Source organism: Pseudomonas sp. YuFO20 (genome assembly GCF_035064975.1).
In the GTDB taxonomy this organism is placed as follows: Bacteria; Pseudomonadota; Gammaproteobacteria; order Pseudomonadales; family Pseudomonadaceae; genus Aquipseudomonas; species Aquipseudomonas putida_AE.
Genome location: NZ_JAXDEO010000079.1, coordinates 1 through 20615 on the forward strand (window position 1 = coordinate 1; position 20615 = coordinate 20615).

Genomic DNA, 20615 nt, shown 5'->3' on the forward strand with positions numbered 1-20615 from the left:
AGTCACAAGTAACGTTGACTGATACACCGCTTTCGCGAGCAAGCCCGCTCCCACATTTGTTTTGTGTTGAGTTTAAGGTCGGCGATGCCGAACGAGATGCTTGAACCCTTCAAACACCAACACCACTACCGCCATCCAGATCGGAATATAGGTCAGCCATTCACCAGGCTTGATACTTTCCCCCAGCAACAACGCCACCCCCAGCAACAACACCGGCTCGACATAACTCAACAGCCCGAACAGGCTGAACGGCAGCAAGCGACTGGCGATGATGTAGACCACCAGCGCCGACGCACTGATCAGACCAAGCAATGGAATCAGCCACGCCAGCGCCGGATGCTGATCGAAGACACCGAAGCCTTGCTCGCCACCGTGGACGAACCAGTAGGCGATCGGCAGCATCAGGGTCATGTCCAGCCAGAGCCCGCCGAGGTTGTCGGCCTTCAGCCATTTGCGCAGCACGAAGTACAGGGGATAGCCGATGACCACCACCAGTGTCGCCCAGGAGAATCCGCCGACCTGATACAGCTCGTTGACCACGCCGAGGCTGGCGAAGAACACCGCGACTTTTTGCAGGTAGGACAGCCGTTCACCGTAGGCGATACGCCCGGTCAGGACCATGGCCAGCGGCAACAGGAAGTAGCCCAGGGATACATCGAGGCTGTAGCCATTGAGCGGGGCCCACATGAATAGCCAGAGTTGAACACCCAGCAGCGCTGCCGACAGTATCAGGCCGCCGATCAGCTTCGGGTGCGCGCCAATCCTGCGCAGCAGGTCGATCACCCGCCGCCATTCCCCGGATACGAGCATGAACACCGTCATGCACGGCACCGTCAACAGCATGCGCCAGCCGAAAATCTCCACGCCGCTCAAGGGCTTGAGCAACGAAGTGTAGTAATACATGACGGCAAACAGCACCGAGGCCGACACCGATAAAGCGATACCTTTAGACAAGCTGTCCTCGCGAGGTTGAACGTAAAACGGGTTGCGGAGGATACGTGGTTTTTGTGCTGAATATTGGCCGGATGATCAATATCTACAACGACCCTGTAGGAGCGAGCTTGCTCGCGATGAGCGAATGGTCACCGCGGGCATCCAGTCTCCCCGCGTTATCGTTGACCACCATCGCGAGCAAGCTCGCTCCTACAGGGGTGTTTAATTATTGGGTTTACGGCCGGACACGAAATGGCTCACATCATTGAACCCCGGCGTCGACGCATGCCCCGGCGTCACCAGCGAATCGATGAACGCCTCATCCTCAGCCGTAATCTTCACCGCCTGCGCCTTGGTGTAGGCATCCCACTGTTCTTCGGTGCGCGGCCCGACGATGGCCGAGGTCACGGCGCTGTTATTCAGCACCCAGGCAATCGCAAACTCGACGATGCCCACACCGCGTTCCTGGGTGTATTGCTGGATCTGCTGGGCGATGCGCAAGGACTCGACGCGCCATTCGGTTTCCAGGATGCGTTTGTCCGCACGACCCGCGCGGCTGTTGGCGTCCGGTTTTACGTCCGGCGCATATTTGCCGCTGAGCACGCCGCGGGCCAGCGGGCTGTAGGGCACCACCCCGAGGCCGTAATTATGCGCGGCAGTGATCTGTTCGGTTTCAGCCTGGCGGTTGACGATGTTGTACAGCGGCTGACTGATCACCGGCCGGTCGACACCGAGCTTGTCGGCCACGCGAATCACTTCGGCGATGCGCCAGCCACGATAGTTCGACAGCCCCCAATAGCGAATCTTGCCCTGGCGGATCAGGTCGCCAATCGCTGAGACCGTAACCTCCAGCGGCGTGTTGTGGTCCTCACGGTGCAGGTAATAGATGTCGAGATAGTCAGTGCCCAACCGCGTCAGGCTGGCGTCGATGCCATTGAACACATGCTTGCGGCTCAAACCGCTGCGGTTCGGCACACCGTCCGCCGGGCCGAAACCGACCTTGGTCGCCAGCACCCATTCGTGGCGGTTGCCGGCGATTGCTTCGCCGACGATTTCTTCCGAGCGCCCACCCGTGTAGACGTCGGCGGTGTCGATGAAGTTGATGCCCTGGTCCCAGGCCTTGTCGATGATCCGCAGGGAATCCTCGGTGCTGGTCTGTTCGCCGAACATCATGGTGCCCAGGGTCAGGGTGGACACCTGCAAACCCGACTGACCCAGTGTGCGGTAGCTCATGAGGAAATCCTTTTGCCGCAGGGAAGGGCTCAAACAAATACCAGAACCTGCCTGTGGATCAAACTGATTTATCGAACACGGTGCAGCAAAAATGTGGGTGATTCTCTGCAACTACCCGTCCCATCAAGCTTTTCAGGACCAACGCTATGTTCGAACTCGATCACGACCTGGCCCAGGACATCGTCGACCGGGCGATGGCCATCCTGCCGTACAACGTCAACGTCATGGACAGCCAGGGCCTGATCCTCGGCAGCGGCGAACCGGAGCGGGTCAACACCCGGCATGAAGGCGCGCAACTGGTGCTGGCCAACAGTCGCGTGGTCGAGATCGATGCGCAGACCGCGATCCACCTCAAAGGCGTGCAGCCGGGTATCAACCTGCCGCTGATGCTCGACCAGCGCTTGATCGGCGTGCTGGGCATCACCGGCGAACCCGAGCAATTGCGCACCTACGCCGAACTGGTGCGCATGACCGCCGAGATGCTGGTGGGCCAGCGCAACCAGCAGGCCGAGCAGCAATGGCGGCGCCAGCGTTGCGATGACTTGCTGGCGCTGTTGCTCAGTGAGGCCGGCAGTTCGCCACGGCTGATCGACGAGGCGCAACAGCTGGGGCTCAAGCCGCAGATGACGCGGGTGCCATACCTGTTCGAACTGGGCACGGAGCACGGTCCTGGGCACACCGTCGAGGCGCTCAGCGCCTGGCTGATGTCGCGCTATCCGGATAGCTGGTGCGTGAGTCCGGCCAAGTCGTCGTTGCTGTGGTGCAGGCCTGCCAGCCAGAGCGTCGAAAATGATCGGCTGCTGGAGAAACTCGATGGCCTGGGCTGGAACATTCTGCGCATCGCCGTGGGCGGGCAGGCCGATGGCTTGCTGGGGTTGCGCCGCTGCTATCGTCGGGTCGGCGACTTGCTTGCCTACGGGCGCGAGGTGTTGCCGCAGTCGCGCTTGTTGACCCTTGATCGCTACCGATTGCCGGTGATGCTCTGGCGTCATCGCAACGACGATGCGCTGGACGAGCTGCTCAACCCGTTGCGCCAGGTCATCGCCAGGGACAATAACGGCCAACTGCTGGCGACCCTGCGCAGCTGGTGTGAACACGATGGGCAAAGCCAGGCCTGTGCCGACGCCTTGGGCATTCACCGCAACAGCCTGCGCTATCGGATGGAGCGCATTGCCGAACTCAGCGGCGTAGATCCACTGAAGCTGGACGGCATGCTCGCGCTCTACCTCGGCGTGCAACTGCTCCCCCAGACCGAAGCCCTCCCGTAAAGAAAAGACCAGCCCCCGTAGGAGCGAGCTTGCTCGCGATGGACGTTAACGATAACGCGTAATACCTGGATAAACGCGACGCCCTTGAATCCTTCGCGAGCAAGCTCGCTCCTACAGTAGGCAGCGGGTTTGTGTGAATGAACAATAATCTTCAGTGCCGCTTGTGCAGCAGCCCGGCGTTATTGTTCCGGCCGGCTGGCAGGATGAGCGCATTGGAACTGGAGAACGCCCATGAAAATCGTCATCGCCCCCGATTCGTTCAAAGAGAGTCTCAGCGCACAAGGCGTAGCCGATGCCATTGCCCTGGGTTTGGCCGAAGTCTGGCCCGATGCACAATTGATCAAATGCCCAATGGCCGACGGCGGGGAAGGGACGGTCGAGTCAGTGCTCGCGGCATGCGATGGCGAGCTGCGCCGAACCGACGTTCGCGGGCCACTGGGCGAAACGGTCAATGCCGCATGGGGATGGTTACCCCAAAACCACACCGCGATCATCGAAATGGCCGAGGCCAGTGGTTTGCAGTTGGTGCCCCTCGACCGCCGCGATGCCTGCATCAGCAGCACCTTCGGCACCGGCGAGTTGATTCGTGCGGCACTGGATGCGGGTGCGCAGCGGGTGATCCTGGCCATCGGCGGCAGCGCCACCAACGACGGCGGTGCGGGTGCCATGCAAGCCTTGGGCGTGAGGCTGCTCGATGCACAGGGCCAGCAATTGCAACCCGGTGGTCTGGCACTGGCGCAACTGGCCCGCATTGATCTGACCGGCATCGATCCGCGTCTGGCCGAAGTGCGCGTCGACATTGCAGCGGACGTGAACAATCCACTCTGCGGTCCTCACGGAGCCTCCGCCATTTTTGGCCCGCAAAAAGGCGCAACGCCTGCACAGGTCGAACAGCTGGACCGAGCCCTCGGGCACTTTGCCAATCACTGCGCAAACGCCTTGGCACAAGACGTACGCGACGAACCGGGCAGCGGTGCGGCGGGCGGCCTTGGGTTTGCCGCCAAGGCGTTTCTCGGGGCGCAATTCATGGAAGGGGTTGGAGTGGTGGCGGAGCTGGTGGGTCTGGCCGAGGCGGTGGTGGATGCCGATCTGGTGATCACCGGTGAAGGTCGTTTCGATGCGCAAACATTGCGCGGCAAGACACCGTTTGGTGTTGCCCGCATCGCTCAAGAACAGGGCGTTGCGGTCATCGTCATCGCCGGCACACTGGGCGAAGGCTACCAGGCGTTGTACGAACATGGCATCGACGCCGCGTTCGCTTTGACGAGCGGGCCAATGACACTGGAGCAGGCGTGTACCGAGGCTCCGCGTTTGTTGCGTGAACGGGCGACAGACATTGCTCGGGTCTGGCGGACGGCTACCGGCCAGCGCTGACTCAACCTGTGGCGACCGGTCGTTATCTAACTTGAACGTGCTTGGGTATCGCCGGTTGTCACGGGTTTGCGGATCCCTGTATCAATACCCACCTGTCAACTTTGACAGTTTCGCTTTTTCTCTCATCAGCGCTTAATTCGCCCAGAGGTCAGTTCGGCCAGCTGTATGGCGAGAGTCATCCGCTTATCCTCAGCCCCCATGTTGTCGACCGACGCAGCGCCATAGCACCGTCTATGGCATCAATGGCATGGCCGGAGAGCGTAAATGACGACGCAAACAAACAAACTGCAACGACATCAGGCCAACGCGGCCTATTTAAAAAAGCGCACTGAGCATCAGGCGAACCTTGCCGATCTGGTGATTGAGATCAAGGATGAGGATTATGCCGACAAGGCGAGCGGCCTTCTCAACGGTCCCAGGCTAAAGGATGGGCTAAAAGTTTACATTCCGCTGTGGGAAAATCTGCCCCCGCCGCGTATCAGTGACAAAGTCGAACTTTTTCTGGATACCGGATCGGGGCGGTGGGATAAGGTCGCTGAACACGAGTTCACTCGCCCGGCTGACGGAGGGCCTTTTCCGGAAACCTTCCCGTATCTCATGACAATCGATACCAATTTTCTGCCGGATGATGCGACGTGCCGCCTGCAGTACGTCATTACCGATTACACCAATTACGAAACTCCTTCATTAGTGACCACGGTGATTTGCGATCGCTTGCCGCCGTACAAGCACGCGCCGCCCGACGCATTGAAACTGATTGCCGATTATCTGGATGATTCCAACTTGCCGGTAGGGGGCAACCTGACACTTACGCTCCCCGGTTATTTGGATTGGAAAGCCACCGATAAGCTTGCCATTTACCTGGTGGATGCCGCAGAGATTCCTGACGATCCGACAAACGCCCCATTGGTGTTCTTCGGCACTGTTCCTTCGCCCGGTGTGACCGATACACCGGTGCAGATCCCTGCCAAGACGATCCGGGACTTCGGTGATGCGGAATGCGTATTTCTTTATGTGTTGCTTGATGCGGCACAAAACCCCAGTGCAGTGTCGGTGCATAAAACCGTCGGCCTGACCTTCGGTCCGCTTCCCGATAATTTGAGACCACCGAAAGTTCCACAAGCTGTCCCCGGGCCGTTGGTGAACGAGCATGTTCGGGTGGGCGTGAGTGCCTGGATCGATATGTACGATAACTGGAAAGCCGGTGACAAGGTTCGTTTGCATTGGGGCAGCACTCGCGTACAGCCGGATCTCGACTTTCTCAACATGCTCACCATGGAAGTTAAGGTGTTACCTGCCGTCCTGATGTTGCAAGAGTACGGACAAGCCACCACCGGTATCAAACCGACCGCGGTCAGTTATCAGATTATTCGCAAGGGGCGCCCGTTCGGTCCGCAATCCGCCAACTTTCCAGTCAACTTCGAAGTGCCCATTCCATGGGTGCCTTGGCCTCCCATCGACTGGCCTGACCCTGTTCATCCAGCCCTGCCCGCAGGAGAAGTCAAGAACTTCGACGAGAGCAGAACCAATGAGCTGACGAGGGACGACAAGGGGCATGACGCTAAATTCACATTCCCCTGGTTCGCCACTGCACAGAACGATGATGTCGTCAACGTTTTCTGGAATGGGCTGCGGGTCGTCGAGGCGCAGGTCATTTTTGACGATACAACCCACGTTCCTGGTGAAGATCACATCGCTGACATCCCCTGGAAATACATCAAGGCGGGAAACAACGGTGATGCCATTCCTGTGCACTATCAGGTCCACAGACCCGGTGTGGAAAATGATCTGCATTCAGAGGCTATCGAGGTTGACGTCGACGCGGTAGCGGTTGAACTGCCCCCCGCGAGCTTCCCGAAAATTCCCAATCCCACTGGGTATCCGGGTTGCCAGTCGCTGGAACCTGATGGATCGCTGAAGGTTCGGATACCCGACCTGACGGGGCTGCTGAAGGACGGAGATACCATCAGCTTCGAGTTCATCCCCATGATAGGCGACGATCTTACAAGCCCCGAGGTGCCGATTCCAGATGTGAAATTCGAGAAGGATTTTACATTGGGAGATCCGGGGTTGCCCCTCACCGGTTTCGAATTTGTTGTCACGCCTTACAGCACTTATATCCAACCACTTTATGACCAGAATCCAAATCGCAGGGGGCGCGCCAAGATCCATTATTTCTTCAATGACGGAACGGAAGATGTCTTCTCCGAGCCGTTAGTCACCCGTACGGCGTTCCATGGTCCGAGCGATCAGTGCCCGATTACCCCTTAGTTACACCTCCAGAGTCGACACAGACGTTTTCCGTCCGTGTCGAGTTCTGTTTCAAACAGCGCTTATGCACTGGGCACCTAGTTACCAGGGAGAATTCCCGCGCTCATTCGGATAAGTCCTACATCTCGGATGTAGGAAATTTCATAGGATCGCGGGCCCTTCAGACACAGATCTGAAAGATTCCGCTAGATGGTGATTTTGCCTATAGCCAACAGACTCAGGAGAGACCCATGTACGTCAGCCATTCTTTTTCAGTGTCACCGCTTGCACGGATGCTAAAGCTTTCGATACTGGCGCCGGCGCTGTTGATGGGGCCGTGTGCGCTGGCGCAATCGGTGGTTGAAAATGGTAGTTCAAAGACGATCAATGCCGAGACAGTTGGAGACAGTTGGCTGGTGCGTGACGGTTCAAGCCTGACGGCCAATGGCGCTACCACCCATCAGATTCGCGCGCAGGCGGGATCAAGGCTTGTGCTCAACGGCGCAACTACAACTGCTTTAGGTACAAGCAATGGCGTTGAGTTGTCCAACAGTGATGCAACCATTACCAATAGTCGTGTCGTCAGCGATCGCACGGGCTTGCGCCTGATAGCGACGGCAGTCGGTGGGTCCACCGCGAGGGTAGGCAACAGCCAGATCACCGGCGGCCAGTTTGGTGCAAGCCTGAGCGCACAATCGCGCTTGACGCTGGACTCCGGCACCACCGTTACCGCCACCAATGCCGATGGCATCGGCGTACAGACTTTCGGCGGCCAGGTCCTGGCAACGGGCAGCAAGATCGTCGGCGGGCTCCATGGTGTCAGCGTGTTCACCGCCAACAACCTGCCCGCGGACAATGCGCTGGTTCTCGATAGTACCCATGTCGAAGGCCTGAGCGGGTCGGCCATCATTGTCGATGGCCTGACCCAGACCAACACCGAGCGGGCCAATATTGAAGTGAACAACGGCTCCACGCTCAAGGGCGGCAACGGCACGCTACTGGAGGTCATCAACGGTTCTTCGGCGAACTTCAACGTCAATAACAGTCACCTGGTGGGCGATGTCATTGTGGCGGATGACAGCAATGCCAACGTCGCACTCGACCAGTCTGCAACCCTGACCGGGCGCCTGGAAAACGTCCAGAACCTGTCGATCAGCAACGATGCTCGCTGGGTCATGGTCGGTGACGGTCAAGTGCAGAACCTGACGTTGAATGGCGGGGGTGTGCAGTTCGGCAATCCGGGCCAGTTCTTCAATCTGTCGGTGGAAACGCTCGCGGGCGAGGGCGGGACCTTCTACATGCACAACAATTTCACCACGGGTGAAGTGGATACCCTCACCGTGACCGGCAATGCCAGTGGCAACCATCTGGTCGCGCTCGACAGCCAGGGTACTGAACCGGTGGGGGCGGGTTCGAAGTCCGTGGTCCATATCGGTTCGGGTGACGCCACCTTCGCCCTGGCCGGAGGCTCCGTGGATCTGGGCGCATTTTCCTATGACTTGATCCAACAGGGTAACAACGACTGGGTCCTGGACACCGCCAGCCGTGTGATCAGCCCGGGTACCCAATCGGTGATGGCGCTGTTCAATGCCGCGCCCACCGTCTGGTACGGCGAACTCAGCACCCTGCGTTCGCGCATGGGCGAAGTGCGAATGGATCACGGCAAGGCCGGTGGCTGGATCCGTGCCTATGGCAACAAATACAACGTCAGTGAAAGTTCCGGGGTTGCCTACAAGCAAACCCAGCAGGGCATTTCGTTGGGTGCCGATGCGCCGCTGCCCATGGGCGATGGGCGATGGCTGGTCGGCCTGATGGGTGGTTACAGCAAGTCCGACCTGGACCTGAGCCATGGCACGACTGGCGAAGTCGACAGTTACTACCTGGGTGCCTACACCACGTGGCTGGATATGCAGAGCGGCTATTACTTCGACGGCGTGCTCAAGTACAACCGGTTCCAGAATGAATCAACGGTTCGTCTCAGTGACGGCCAAAAAACCAAAGGCAATTACGACACCAACGGCATCGGTGCATCGCTGGAGTTCGGGCGAAACATCAAATTGGCGGATGACTACTACGTCGAGCCTTATGCTCAACTGTCGGGCGTGATGATCGATGGCGCGAGTTACGACCTGGATAACGGCCTGGCCGCCGACGGGGATCGTGCGCATTCCTTGTTGGGTAAAGCCGGTGCGACTGTCGGTCGCAATTTCACCTGGGCCGAAGGCAAGACGGTACAGCCGTATTTGCGCGCCGCCTATGTCCACGAGTTCGCCAAAAACAGTGACATTGAGGTCAACGACAACCGTTTCCGCAGCGACCTGTCGGGATCTCGCGGCGAGTTGGGCGCGGGCGTGGCCATGACGGTGACTGACAAGGTTGCCATGCACCTGGACGTTGATTACAGCAATGGCGACAAGATCGAGCAGCCTTGGGGCATCAATGTGGGTGCCCGCTACAGCTGGTAACTGGCTGGCTTGATTTCTTCGAACCCTTGGCGTTGCACCAGCAGATCAATGTTCTTTTCATGACGCCAGCAAGGGAAGCCGGATTCCGGTTTCCCTTGCTGGCTTTAATTCGAGGAGTTCTGTTCATGGTCCAGTTCAAAGGTACCGGTTTTTCCAGCACTACGTTGCCACCGCCTGAGATTGTCGGCTTGCTCCCGAATGTGCCAGGTGGTCAAACCAATCTGTTGCCGGAGGCATTGACCCATGCCGATCTGAAGGTCTGGTTTACAGTGCCGCTAAACTCCAGCCCCGAACTGGCGGAGGAAACCGTTGAGCTGTTCGTCGATGGTAGCGTCACTGCGTTGGTCACCCGTAAGTGGAACAAGCCCATTGAGGACTCGGACCGGTATCTTGCAGTGCCCCAAGCCTGGTTGCGCAGTAACGATGGGGAACGCCGGTTCAAATACAAGGTGACGATTTACAATGACGAAACAGAAGAATCATCCGATCTGGTGATGACGCTGGATACCCAGGCACCGATGCTTCCCACCAATAGCAAGTTGATCTTTCCTCCCGAAGTTCTCCCCCCCAACCAGATCACCGCTGCCTATCTCGCCGACCCCGCTCACCAGGACCAGGTAGTGGTAACACTCCCCGATTACAGCCCAAAAGTCGGGGATGCCATCACCACGTACTGGGAGCGCTCCCCGGGTGGACGGGAGATAGCCGGTACCAGGACCCTCGAGCCGGGTGACATAGGCAAGCCCGTGCAAGTCTTTTTCAAGGGCGACTTGCTGCGTAACAGCACCAATAATGTGGATTATTACGCGACCTATCGGGTGCGCGACAGAGCCGGTAGTGAGTCGACCCTCTCCGTTGACGAGAAACTGAGCGTCAATATCCGCCCACCCACCCCGCGCAAGTTCCCCACCATCAAGCAGGCGACCAATTCGCAAAACGGCACGGGCGTGTTGAATCCTTTCCTGGGTATATCAGGTGTGACTGTGGTGGTGGCTGGCTCGGAAGTCGATCCGGGTGAAGAGGTGACGGTGGACTTTATCGGCCTGGGCGGAGAGGGGGGTATAGGTTCTGCAATGGGGGTAAAGCCGACCACGCCGGGCGGCCTGGAGTTCGCCATTACCGCGTCGGTCGTCGCGGCCAACATTCCCGTGGGGGGAGATGGACGCACGTCAGAGGTGAGCTACCGCGCCGGACGCGACATCCAGCCCTCGGCGAAATATACGCTGGCCATCACCGAGCTCGGCGGACAGACGTTTGGTTCGGTGGGCTGCCCCGAGGCGCAGATCGGTTCACCGGCGACCCTCTCCCGGAACAAGGTTGAACAGTCCGGTGCAACCATAGAGATGGAGAAATGGGCCTACCATGAGGACACCCAACTCATAAACGTGTGGGCACTGGCGTCCAGCGTTCGAACAGATTTCCTCGAGGGTGCACCCACACCTCTCAATGCCAACCGAAAATTCACCACGCCATTGCCCAAGGACTATGTAGCGGCACTGCCCCTCAACAGCACGTTTACCCTGCACGCCAGTGTCAGCTTTGATCAGGGGCAGAGTTATCGTGCCTTCAAACCGATGTCGATCAAGCTGGTCACCTAGTCGACCCTCTCCACTGGCTTCCCGGCAGGCCCCCCTGCCGGGCAAACAGATCTATTTGTAGGTAATGGTAAACGCCAGCGACCCATCCGCGGAACCGGCCACGACATCCTTCGTGGGCGCGGTCTGATAGTAGCGAGCGTTGAACTTCAACTGCATGCCGCCGGTGACCGGAATGACGCCTTGGGCGACATCGGCCTCCAATTCGACAGGGGTTTGGGCATCATCTTTGAGTATCTGAATGCCAATACCTTTTGCGGTGGAACTGCCGCCCAGGCTGAACAAACCCCTTCTAGTGTCAACTGTCGTCGAGCCCGCGGTGGGCTCCAGGCGAATGTGCGCGGTCGTCACTGTGCCGCCCGGCAGCGGGTCGGATATGCACGAGTTCAAATTGATGCTGAACGGCACCGGATCGGTGGTTTCGCCTTCGCCCTTGAACCGTGAGGTTGGCCAGTCTCCCAGCTTGACGGGGTCGGCGCTCACCGGAAGGGCCGACAGGCTGCACTCCGCCTGGGTGACGGAGCCGCTCAGCGCAAGGCCGAAGGCATTGGGAACACCGGTGAACGAGGCCTTGACCAGTTCGTTTCCTGACTCCAGCGTGTGCGTTCCTCGCCCGATCGTCGCGGTCTTGACCAAAGTGACAGTGCCTTGCAACACAGAGTGCTGCAGGACAAAGGGCGTGCTGAAATCGATGTAGCCCTCGAAGGGGACTGTACTGTCGGGGCCGCTCAGTTTCCAGAATCCGTTGGTGCGGCCATCGTAGGGAGTGCCGAACGTGATCTGGGCGCCGACCCCGGGAATGTTGGTCTGCAGCAACGTGCCTCGCATGTCCATGCCATTCAATCTGGGGATTGGCCCGGATACTGGCGCGGCATTGGCCGAAGCCTTGAACGTCAGTCGCCCGTCTGTGTTTTCGCAGTGGATCGTTAACCCTGAGCCACCTTGCCTGAATGATCTCTCAATCGGGCCTATCGGATCACCGACCTTGGCATCTCTGGGAATGTACAGTGCACCCACATCGGCCACATACCGAATAGGCCCCGAAGCGCCCCCCCAGTAACAGGTATTGGAGGCGGCATACGCGGCACCGAACGGCGTCAGTCCGCTGGCGGCGAGCGTGAACAGAACGCCCGGAAATAATCTGATCGACATGCTGTGTTCTATCCTGGCAAAAACAGCTCGACGCACCACGGGGTGCATCGAGCATGAGTGAACGAAGCGTTGGGTCAGCGGCAAGTCAGGTCCTGGACCCGATAACCTTGCTCCAGCGGCATGCTCGGGACATCGAGCTGCAACTGGCACTGCTCGGTGGAGGCGTTGCCCCAGCGCACATTCAGGACTTGCCGGGCATCGACAGTCCCCAGCAGTACCTGCCCGGCCTGGCCGACTATCCCGAGTACTTCCTCATCGTTGTTGCTGACCTGGGCTCCAAAGGGCAAAGGTGCGCCCTGGCTGTCACGGGTGGTCAGCACCAGCCTTTGTACCTTGCGTGCGGGGAATGTGGCCTTGACGACTGCACCGCGACGCGGAACCACCTGGGTCACGCCGTTATCGATCTCTATGTTCGGATCGAGCTGGTCGGTATCGAGGACTACCCGGTTGACCCGATAGGGTTGCAGGTAGGGGATCAGCGCATAACCACGGTCATTGGTCCTGGCGCTCGAGGCGTTGATCACCCCAACGCCGGCGATGTCCGGCACATGGGCCAGGCCACTGGTTTCACCCATATAGGGGCCGAACTCAAGGCCGTCGCCGTGGAGCAGCAGCGCACCGCTGGCGTTGAGCGAAACATTGTTGTAAGTGCTGCCTTGAGCGATACCCGCGCCCAGGCTGGCAACGGGTGTCTGGTAGGCCAGCGCCAGTTCAGCGGATTTCTGCTGGCTTTCATTGTTGGACAGGGACGCTCGATAGTTGAGTCGATCTCCCTCGCCCCGGCCAGACAAAGACGCGCGTTGATCGAGCTGGCCATGGTTTTGCCTCAGGTCGAAGGTGGCGGTGGTCGAGCGGCCGAAGTCCAGCGGCACCGAGATACTCAGGCCGATCTGGCGGTCGTTGGATTGTTTTTCGTTAAGTGATTGTGATGCGTACAGGTTATAGCTGACGGTGTTGTGGCGGGTGCTGAGATTGAACTGGAATTGGCGCTGCTGATAATCGGTGCGCCAGTAGTCTTCCTGGGACAGTGTCAGGTTCAGCGAACTGTGGGTCCCGATGTTCTGGAACACCGAGGCCTCCAGCAGGCTGCGTCGACTTCCGCGATAACGCTGGTCGGCGCTGCGCTCGCGCACCGCTTCGCTGAAATCGCGATAACCCTCGGTGGAGTAGCGATAACCGGCGAAGCGCAAGTTGGTCCGGGTTTCGAATGACTTGCCGTATTTCGCCGCGTAGCTCATGCCCTGGACGCTGCGGCTGCTGTCATGGGGGTCGATATCGGCTGCGGAGCGCGTGACGTCGAACGAGAGTGCGCCGATCGCGCCGAGATTCTTGCCGATACCGAAGGTGCCGGCCTGATAGAAGTCATTGGCCATCAACCCGCCGTACAGGGTTGAGTTCCACCCCACGCCGGTGGCGAGAGTGCCTTGCCATAAAGAGGAGTCATCGCTGGCAAACGACGGGGAGTTGTAACGCCCCAGGCTGGTGCTGTAGCGCCAGACGCCTTCGCGCAGCAGGTTGCTGAGGGTTGAATAGGGTTGGGTGAAACGTCGCACCTGGCCATCGGCTTCGGTCAGGATGATTTCCAGTTCACCGCTGCCACCGGCGGTCGTCAGGTCGTTGATCTCATAGGGACCGGCACTGACATAGGTGGAATATATGGGGTAACCGTTCTGGCGGATCTCGAGCCTGGCCCGGGTCTGCGCAACGCCTCGAACGATCGGCGCATACTGTTGCAGCGAGTCGGGCAACATGCTCATGTCGGAAGCAATTTGCACGCCCTTGATGGGAATGCTCCTGAATACATCGCCAGGGGTGTAGGTCTCGCCCAGGGTCAACTGCGAGTGTGTACCGGGGAGATCGCGCTGGACATAGGTATAGGCGCGCGTCCATGTGCGTTCGCCCTGTGAGTCGCTACGAAAGGCATTGTTGCTGCGCAAACGCCAGGCGCCCAGATTCAGGCCGCTGTTCAAGTACAGGTCCTGGCAGCTGTTGTGGCCTGACGAATTTCGACCCTGTTGCGCCGATACCTGATAGTTCACAAAGGCCGAATTGATGCCATAGTCCCACAATTGCGGATCGACATAACCGGCAACATCGCGACGCATGGCAATCTGCGGGATGGAGAGCGCCAGCGTCAGCTGACCGGCATTGAACTCGATTTGCGCACCGGGAATCAGCTGCTGCAGATCGATGCAACTGTTCAGTGAGGCCTCAGTCTCCTCCAGGCTGTCGAGTTTTACGCCGATCTCCTCGATCAATTGCAGCGACAGGCAGGGGGAGAGTCCATCGCCTTGGGCATGGGGGCTGAACTCGATTTCCCGGCGGTCAAAGAAGGTGCGATTGACCTCAATACTCACCAGGTAACGTCCGGGCGCCAGATCCTGGCCACTGGACAGTGTTTTCAAGGCCAGCGCACCGGCATCGCTCGCATGGATTTGCAGTTGGCGCATAAAGGTTGACTGAAACTCCACCGGGTTGGCGGCCTGCGCCGGCTTGGTTTGCAGCAATACAATGCCGCCGCCGGTGAATACCAGAAGGTAAAACAGACGCTGCGCGCAAGTCGAACTCTGGTGCGGGAAGAAAGGCATGGTGATAGTCCGCGCAATGTTAAAGATCAAGGCCGACGGGCACGGTCATTGGGGTCGTAAAGCCGCCGTAGTCGGTGATCGCGGAAAAACTGACCTGCATTCCCGGCACAGGCTTCAAGCCGTCCAGCTCATAGGTGCTGGAGTCCAGGGGAAGTGCCATCGGAGTGTCTTTGAGGCTGACTTTCTGCCCGTTTGCAAGGAGTTCAATGCGCACGAAAGACACGTGAAAGGGCGTGGGATTGGTCACCACCAGACGGCTTTTGCCGTCGATTTTTTTTATTGACCAGTTCAACTCTTTCAGGCTGTCCAGCGCATTGGTCTTGAGTTCCACAGGTCGGTAGAACAACTTGATGCGCGTGCGCAATGCGATATTCAACTGGTTGACTTCATTGGCTTCCAGTTGCGGTATTTCCTGAACGTTGAAATAAAACAGCGATTCGCGGTCTTTGGGCAACTTGTTGGGCAAGCCGTTGATCTGCACCTGTTGTTCTTTACCGGCATTTAAGCGAAACAGCGGCGGTGACGCGATAAAAGGCACGGCAGTGGTCTGGTCGTCGGCTGCGGTATTCACCCAGGTCTGCACGGCGAAGGGTTTGTTGCTGGGATTGGAAACAGTCAACGAAACATTGCGCTTGTCGCTGTCGAACACGACTCGCGTGCTGCTGATGGTTAACGCCCCGTAACTAGTTGGCAACCAGGTAATAAGGGCGCCAAACAACACGCAAGACAGTGCGCCGCTCCTGACTTGGGCAGGACGTTTAATCAAGCCAAACATAGTAAAAAAATCCCTGTGTCGAGGAATCGTTCTCGAACAGCAGGCGGTGAACCTGCTGTTTTAAAACGCAGGAGCGTGATCAGTTGATGCTGAGGGTGAACTCGACATCAGAATCGGCGGGGCCCGGGGTTACCGTCGCCGCAGTGGCGATGTACATGGCGGTGAAGTCCATGAGGGTCGGTTTGGTTTCGTCCAGTTTGTAGACGGTGGAGGTCTCGCCATTCTTGATGAAACCACCGGTAACGTCCTTGATCGCCACGGCAATGCCCCTCGCGGGGTTACCGGTCGGCTTCAGGCCGTAATGATCACCACCACCGCCGTACACCGAGTTGAATGTCACGGTGGCGTTAAGTTTGGTAGGGTCCAGGACGCAAGCGGTGCCCGGTGTAATGCGCATCTGAAAGGCCCGTTCGCCAGCAACGGCGCCGACGTTCGGGAAGGCGCTGGAATCGACCCAGCCCAGGGAAACCAGGTTGCCCACGGCACCGTTTTCCGGGTTGACGATTTCAACGGGGCAGGTAGCGCTGCTGATCTTGCCGGTGAAGTTGATCCGGCCATCGGCCGCGAAGGCCGAAGTGGCCGCCAGGCCCAGTGCCAAGCCTAACGGAAGTGCGAATAGAGATTTCTTCATGTAACAAATCCTTTGATTGATTTAATCCGGCGTTTATTTAACGAGACGGTGCCGGGGTACTCACGATCGATGCGAGTGGGGGGGGTAGTTTAGTTGTCTCGGAGGCGGGAGTTTAGAGGGTAGGGGGGGAGGGGGATATGAGAGAACTCTCAGTGTTGGGCCGGGTTATGTTTGCGGATGTTTTATCTGTATTTGCGAAAAAAAAGGCTCCACTGGTTAGAAGTGGAGCCCTTAATCTTATTCGCTGTTGCGTCTTATGTTGTTTAATATTTCGTCTATGTTTTCTATCGTATCGGTCGCTGGAGAATTTACCGGATTTAAATTGACTTCATCCATTCGATTATTCTGCTGGTTGTAAAGGTCTTCAAAACCCCAGGAATCCCGTCTTCTAGAAGGGCCTGAAACTGGGTCGGGCGGTGTCGTTGACGCCGCAGTTGGCCGTGCAGGTGGAGATACGCCAGTTGAGGGAAAACTGCCGTTCAGTCCTGGCACCCCCTGAGGTCCTGGTGGCCCCGGAGGTCCCATTTCTCCCGTACTTCCTCGACGCCCACGAGGCCCACGAGGCCCTTCAGGCCCTCGAGGCCCTGTCTCTCCCCGAGGCCCCGTCTCTCCCGGAGGCCCTTCAATCAATTGGGAATCCGAGTACCTGCGGCGGCCGGCCCCTCCTTCCATCAATGGCTCTGCGGATTCAAAACTTGATCCGTTGCTTGGTATAGGAGCCGCTTCAGCCGCTTCAGCCGCTTCTTTGGCTGCGGCTTTGGCTACTCTGGCTTTGGCTCTTAAAGCCCACCCAATGAGCGCCGCACCCACAGCAGCGTCTATGCTCCCAGAAATCAAGGAACTTCTCGCGTGTTTATCCCGGTCTTTCTTTTTAGTTGCGATATTGCCCATGATGCCTTCATACATTCCATAAACGCCGCCGCCAACACCTATCCCTGTAAAAAGGAGGGTGGTAATCCATGCCAAGCCAACAGGTGCGGCTACAGGTACCGCCGCAATGCTAAGCGCAATACCAATGCCCGACAGTACCGCACCCGCTACCCCCTCCCAGTTAGCCCCCCGATTGGCATGCCCGGTCGGATCGGTATAGTTGATCGGATCTCCCGCGTACACGTAGGGATTGACCCCGCCAGCACCGAACGGGCTGAGCGAGTCCGGGCTATGGAAGCGCCTCAGCGTCGTGTTATAGGCCCGATAGCCCCGGCCCAGCAGGTACCAGCCACTGAGTTCGTCCCGCACTTCACCGTTGAACCCGAGCAGACACTCCAATTTGGCGTCCGGATTGCGTTCGCCATAGGCGCCATAGACCGCTTTGCGCAGTTCATTCCTACCACTTTCGGCCAGCACACTGTTTTTACCATCCGTCAACAGCAGTAACGTCTGTTCCGGGTCATCCTGCTCTTGTTGGCCCAGCGGCTGTTCGCCGAGGAACAGGTAATGAATCTTCCTGTTGCCCTGTTCGGTGTGGCTCAGCTGATCGTCCTGATAAAAACGCAAGGTTTCGATCTGCGTGCCGCGAGTGACGCCCAGCAGATGGTTATGAGCGTCGTAGCGGTACCGGCTGACGGTGTTGCCGCCGGTATCGGTGACACTCAGCAACCGGCCCTGGGTGTCATAGTGCAGGGCCTGGCCGTTTTCGTCGTGCAACAGATTGCCGTCGTCGTCGTAGTCCAGCGTGAAGCTGGCGTCATAGTCGGGGTGGCTGTGGGTGACTTTCACCAATTGACACGGATCGCTCGGTGAGAAATAACTGAAGGCATCGTCACGCGTTCCGTCGGCAAACAGTGAGTAGACCGCGGTCACGTTGTCCAATGCATCGAACTCGAACAGCTGTTCCTTGATGCCATTTTTATAGCTGTCCTGGGGCAGGGCAGGGCCGTCGCAGGTGTACTCGACCATGCGTCCGCGCTGGTCATAGTTGAAGGTTTCCAGCAGTTCGGTCTGGTTGCCCACCTGCAAGTGTCGCGTGTGCAGCTTGCTGTCGTCGCGGTAGGTTTGGCTGATCGTTTGCCTGGGGTGACCTTCAAGCTCCATAAGCCGCATGATTTCCCGGCCTTGATCGTCGAACGTCAGGGTGGTTCGCAGTGTCTGCGCGGTATGTTGGTTGCGGGTGGTAATTGTGCTCATTTGTCCCAGGTTGTCGTACTCGAAGCTGGCAAGGAGTTGGCCCTGAGTGATGGTCTTGAGTCGCGCCTTATCGTCATAGGTGTAGGTGCAGGCCAAGCCATTGGCATCTACACGGGTGAGGGGAAGTCCGTTCAAGGTCTGGGTGTAGGTGGTTTCCCATTGTTTGCCGGTGTGCTGGTCCTTCCATGTCTCCTTGAGCAATTGACCGTTGGAGCTGAAGGCGAAGCCATTCTCGCCCTGGCTGTTTTGCGACAGGATCAGTTGCGCACTCTGGTTGTCATAGTTGAAGCTCGACTGCTCGTCCGGCGCGATGCTGCCCACCGGCGAACCCACAAGGCCTGGCTTGTACTCGTAGGTGATTTCCTTTTTGCTGGCGGTGATTGCCTTGCTTATCTTGGACTGGCCACCCTGATACTCAAACGTCTGCAGGCGCGGGCCGACTTTCAAGGTCTTGCGGCGTTCCAGGCCATCGTACGTCTGGTTGCCGACACTGACAGTCAGCCCACTGGCGACAACCTGCATGTCGATCGGCAATTCACCGCTACTGTGGGCCGCGTAAGTGCGGTGAATTTCAGTGTAGTCGGGCAGGGTTGTGGCCTGTATCCGGGCAAACAAATCGAACTCAAAACGCGTGGACTCGCCCATCTCGTTGATTTTCTCAACGCAGTTGCCCAGGCCGTCATACAAATACTCCCTGGTGCTGACGACTTTATCCTGTGCGTCCAGTGCTTCAATCTTGTCTTCTTTGCCGAAGCTGTTGAGTGTCGTGCGGCTTTTGCCACTGATGTTGAGGGGCGTGACGGTGCTTTCAGTCCAGCTGCGCAAGGTTTGCGTGCGTGGATCGACTTCGATGATCTGTGCCACGCCATCGGCCCCGACAACTTTGAATTGCTGCCCCCAGGCGTCGTATTCGAACTGGCGGGTCAAGGGCTTGTCGGCAGCGCCTTCCCAGTCGATGACAGTATCGCTGATCAATTGGCCGCGATTGTTGTAAGTCGCTTTATAGGTGTCGCGAAACGCCAGCGGATCACCTCCCAGGCCATCGGCGTCCCGACGCTCTACCCTGACGACCCGATTGTGCCCATCGAGCCAGCTGACGGTTTCGACGCCCTTGACGTCCTTGGCGGTTTGCCTGGCCTGTTGAGCGCCCCCACCGTTGGTCAACGTGTAGGTGTAGGTACGGCTGGCTCTGTATTCATCAGAGTCGGGCGCCACCATCTCCTCGATCACGCGACCTATCTGGTCATGGACGTAGGCGACTTTGGCGTCGTTGTCGTCATAGTTGAGCAGCTTGTAGCCGTTGAGCAATGAGTGTTCCTGGGTTTGGACCCTGCGGACCGGTTTGCCGGGCGTATCATCGAACCCGATCAATTCACTTTCCGTGCGCATGACCATCGCGTTGGCACGGGCATTACGCGTGAAGCTGTAGCGGTACTGGGTGGAGGTCAGTGTCTGGGCTTGGCCGTGCAAGGTTTGAGTCAACCTGAGGATGCGCGCGTGGGTCAGCCTCTCTTGAGGGGTGTTGATGTAGTCATGAGTCAGTTGTCGCAACTCCGTTGCTGCACCGCCACCGCCGATGTGCACCAGCGTTTCATTGCGCAGTGCCAACCAGGGTCCACTGCCGGCCAGGCCCAGTTGTTCGGTGTAGGTGTAGCGGGTTTGCAGGGTCGGGGCCTTGCCATATTGGGAGGCCGCCGGGGTCACGGTCTTGCTTTTGAGGTTGCGCACAAACCCCTGTGGGTCGGGCGGGCAGCCCACCTCGCCTGCCGCCTTGTACCACTCGTTTGTTACGGTTATGCCGTCGGCGTTGACCTGGGTCAGCAGGTTGCCGAAGTCGTCGTAGGTGGCGGTCACGGTCTCCACGTGGCGGGGCAGTGTGGCGCTGACGTGGCGCCAGGTCTGGGTCACGGTTTTCGGCATTTGGCAATAGGGCTTCTGATTCTTGAAGTCCAGGTTCGGGTCGAAGTAGTACTCGGTATCGGTTCTCAGATAGGTGTGGTCTTTCCCGGGATCGGTGCTGTATTGGGTGGTTTCTTCCAGGGTCAACAGATGCAAGCGGTTGTATACCCGCCGGGTCTCCTGCGCCTTCTTGTTGCCCGATGCGTCCCAGAGAATTTCGGTGGTTTCGTAGTCGAACGGGGAGCGCACTTTATAGAGGTTGTCCAGGCCATCATCGCTCCAGGACAGACCGCTGCCAAAGCCGAGAAAGTTGTGGTCCTTGGCG

Annotated in this window: 12 protein-coding genes; 5 read left to right on the top strand and 7 right to left on the bottom strand. The window is 58.4% G+C overall.

Going from position 1 to position 20615, the window contains the following annotated elements; translation table 11 throughout:
* Nucleotides 1-72 precede the first annotated feature (72 nt).
* Both rarD and SOP85_RS28090 read right to left on the bottom strand, forming a co-directional pair.
* On the bottom strand, nt 73-954 hold the full coding sequence (gene rarD, locus SOP85_RS28085; protein WP_323628977.1) for an EamA family transporter RarD: 882 nt from the start codon (nt 952-954) through the stop codon (nt 73-75).
* A 201-nt stretch (nt 955-1155) separates the two neighbouring features.
* Nucleotides 1156-2166: an aldo/keto reductase gene (locus SOP85_RS28090; RefSeq protein WP_323628979.1), complete on the bottom strand. Its 1011-nt coding sequence runs from the start codon at nt 2164-2166 to the stop codon at nt 1156-1158.
* A gap of 146 nt (nt 2167-2312) precedes the next feature.
* Between SOP85_RS28090 and SOP85_RS28095 the strand changes: the two genes are divergently transcribed.
* The 5 genes from SOP85_RS28095 (at nt 2313) to SOP85_RS28115 (ending at nt 11121) form a co-directional block, all read left to right on the top strand.
* Nucleotides 2313-3434 carry a sugar diacid recognition domain-containing protein gene (locus tag SOP85_RS28095; protein ID WP_323606132.1) on the top strand — a complete coding sequence of 374 codons (1122 nt, stop codon included), beginning with the start codon at nt 2313-2315 and terminating at the stop codon, nt 3432-3434.
* Nucleotides 3435-3665: 231 nt separating this feature from the next.
* Nucleotides 3666-4808, top strand: coding sequence for a glycerate kinase (locus SOP85_RS28100; protein WP_323628980.1), 1143 nt, complete (start codon nt 3666-3668; stop codon nt 4806-4808).
* A 264-nt stretch (nt 4809-5072) separates the two neighbouring features.
* Nucleotides 5073-7079, top strand: a complete 2007-nt coding sequence (locus tag SOP85_RS28105) for a hypothetical protein (RefSeq protein WP_323628983.1) — start codon at nt 5073-5075, stop codon at nt 7077-7079.
* Nucleotides 7080-7309: 230 nt separating this feature from the next.
* Nucleotides 7310-9523, top strand: a complete 2214-nt coding sequence (locus SOP85_RS28110; protein WP_323628984.1) for an autotransporter outer membrane beta-barrel domain-containing protein — start codon at nt 7310-7312, stop codon at nt 9521-9523.
* 125 nt (nt 9524-9648) lie between these two features.
* Entirely contained in the window at nt 9649-11121 is a 1473-nt protein-coding gene (locus SOP85_RS28115) for a hypothetical protein (RefSeq protein WP_323628985.1), read from the top strand.
* 51 nt (nt 11122-11172) lie between these two features.
* On the opposite strand, the gene SOP85_RS28120 is transcribed toward SOP85_RS28115, so the two are convergent.
* From SOP85_RS28120 to SOP85_RS28140, 5 genes are all read right to left on the bottom strand, one after another.
* Nucleotides 11173-12354: a fimbrial protein gene (locus tag SOP85_RS28120; RefSeq protein ID WP_323628986.1), complete on the bottom strand. Its 1182-nt coding sequence runs from the start codon at nt 12352-12354 to the stop codon at nt 11173-11175.
* On the bottom strand, nt 12345-14858 hold the full coding sequence (locus SOP85_RS28125) for a fimbria/pilus outer membrane usher protein (protein WP_323628987.1): 2514 nt from the start codon (nt 14856-14858) through the stop codon (nt 12345-12347). The genes SOP85_RS28120 and SOP85_RS28125 overlap by 10 nt, the downstream gene beginning before the upstream one ends.
* A gap of 19 nt (nt 14859-14877) precedes the next feature.
* Nucleotides 14878-15633, bottom strand: coding sequence for a fimbrial biogenesis chaperone (locus SOP85_RS28130; protein ID WP_323628988.1), 756 nt, complete (start codon nt 15631-15633; stop codon nt 14878-14880).
* A 79-nt stretch (nt 15634-15712) separates the two neighbouring features.
* On the bottom strand, nt 15713-16264 hold the full coding sequence (locus SOP85_RS28135) for a fimbrial protein (protein WP_274077129.1): 552 nt from the start codon (nt 16262-16264) through the stop codon (nt 15713-15715).
* A 237-nt stretch (nt 16265-16501) separates the two neighbouring features.
* On the bottom strand, nt 16502-20539 hold the full coding sequence (locus tag SOP85_RS28140; protein ID WP_323628989.1) for an RHS repeat-associated core domain-containing protein: 4038 nt from the start codon (nt 20537-20539) through the stop codon (nt 16502-16504).
* Between the last annotated feature and the right edge of the window lie 76 nt (nt 20540-20615).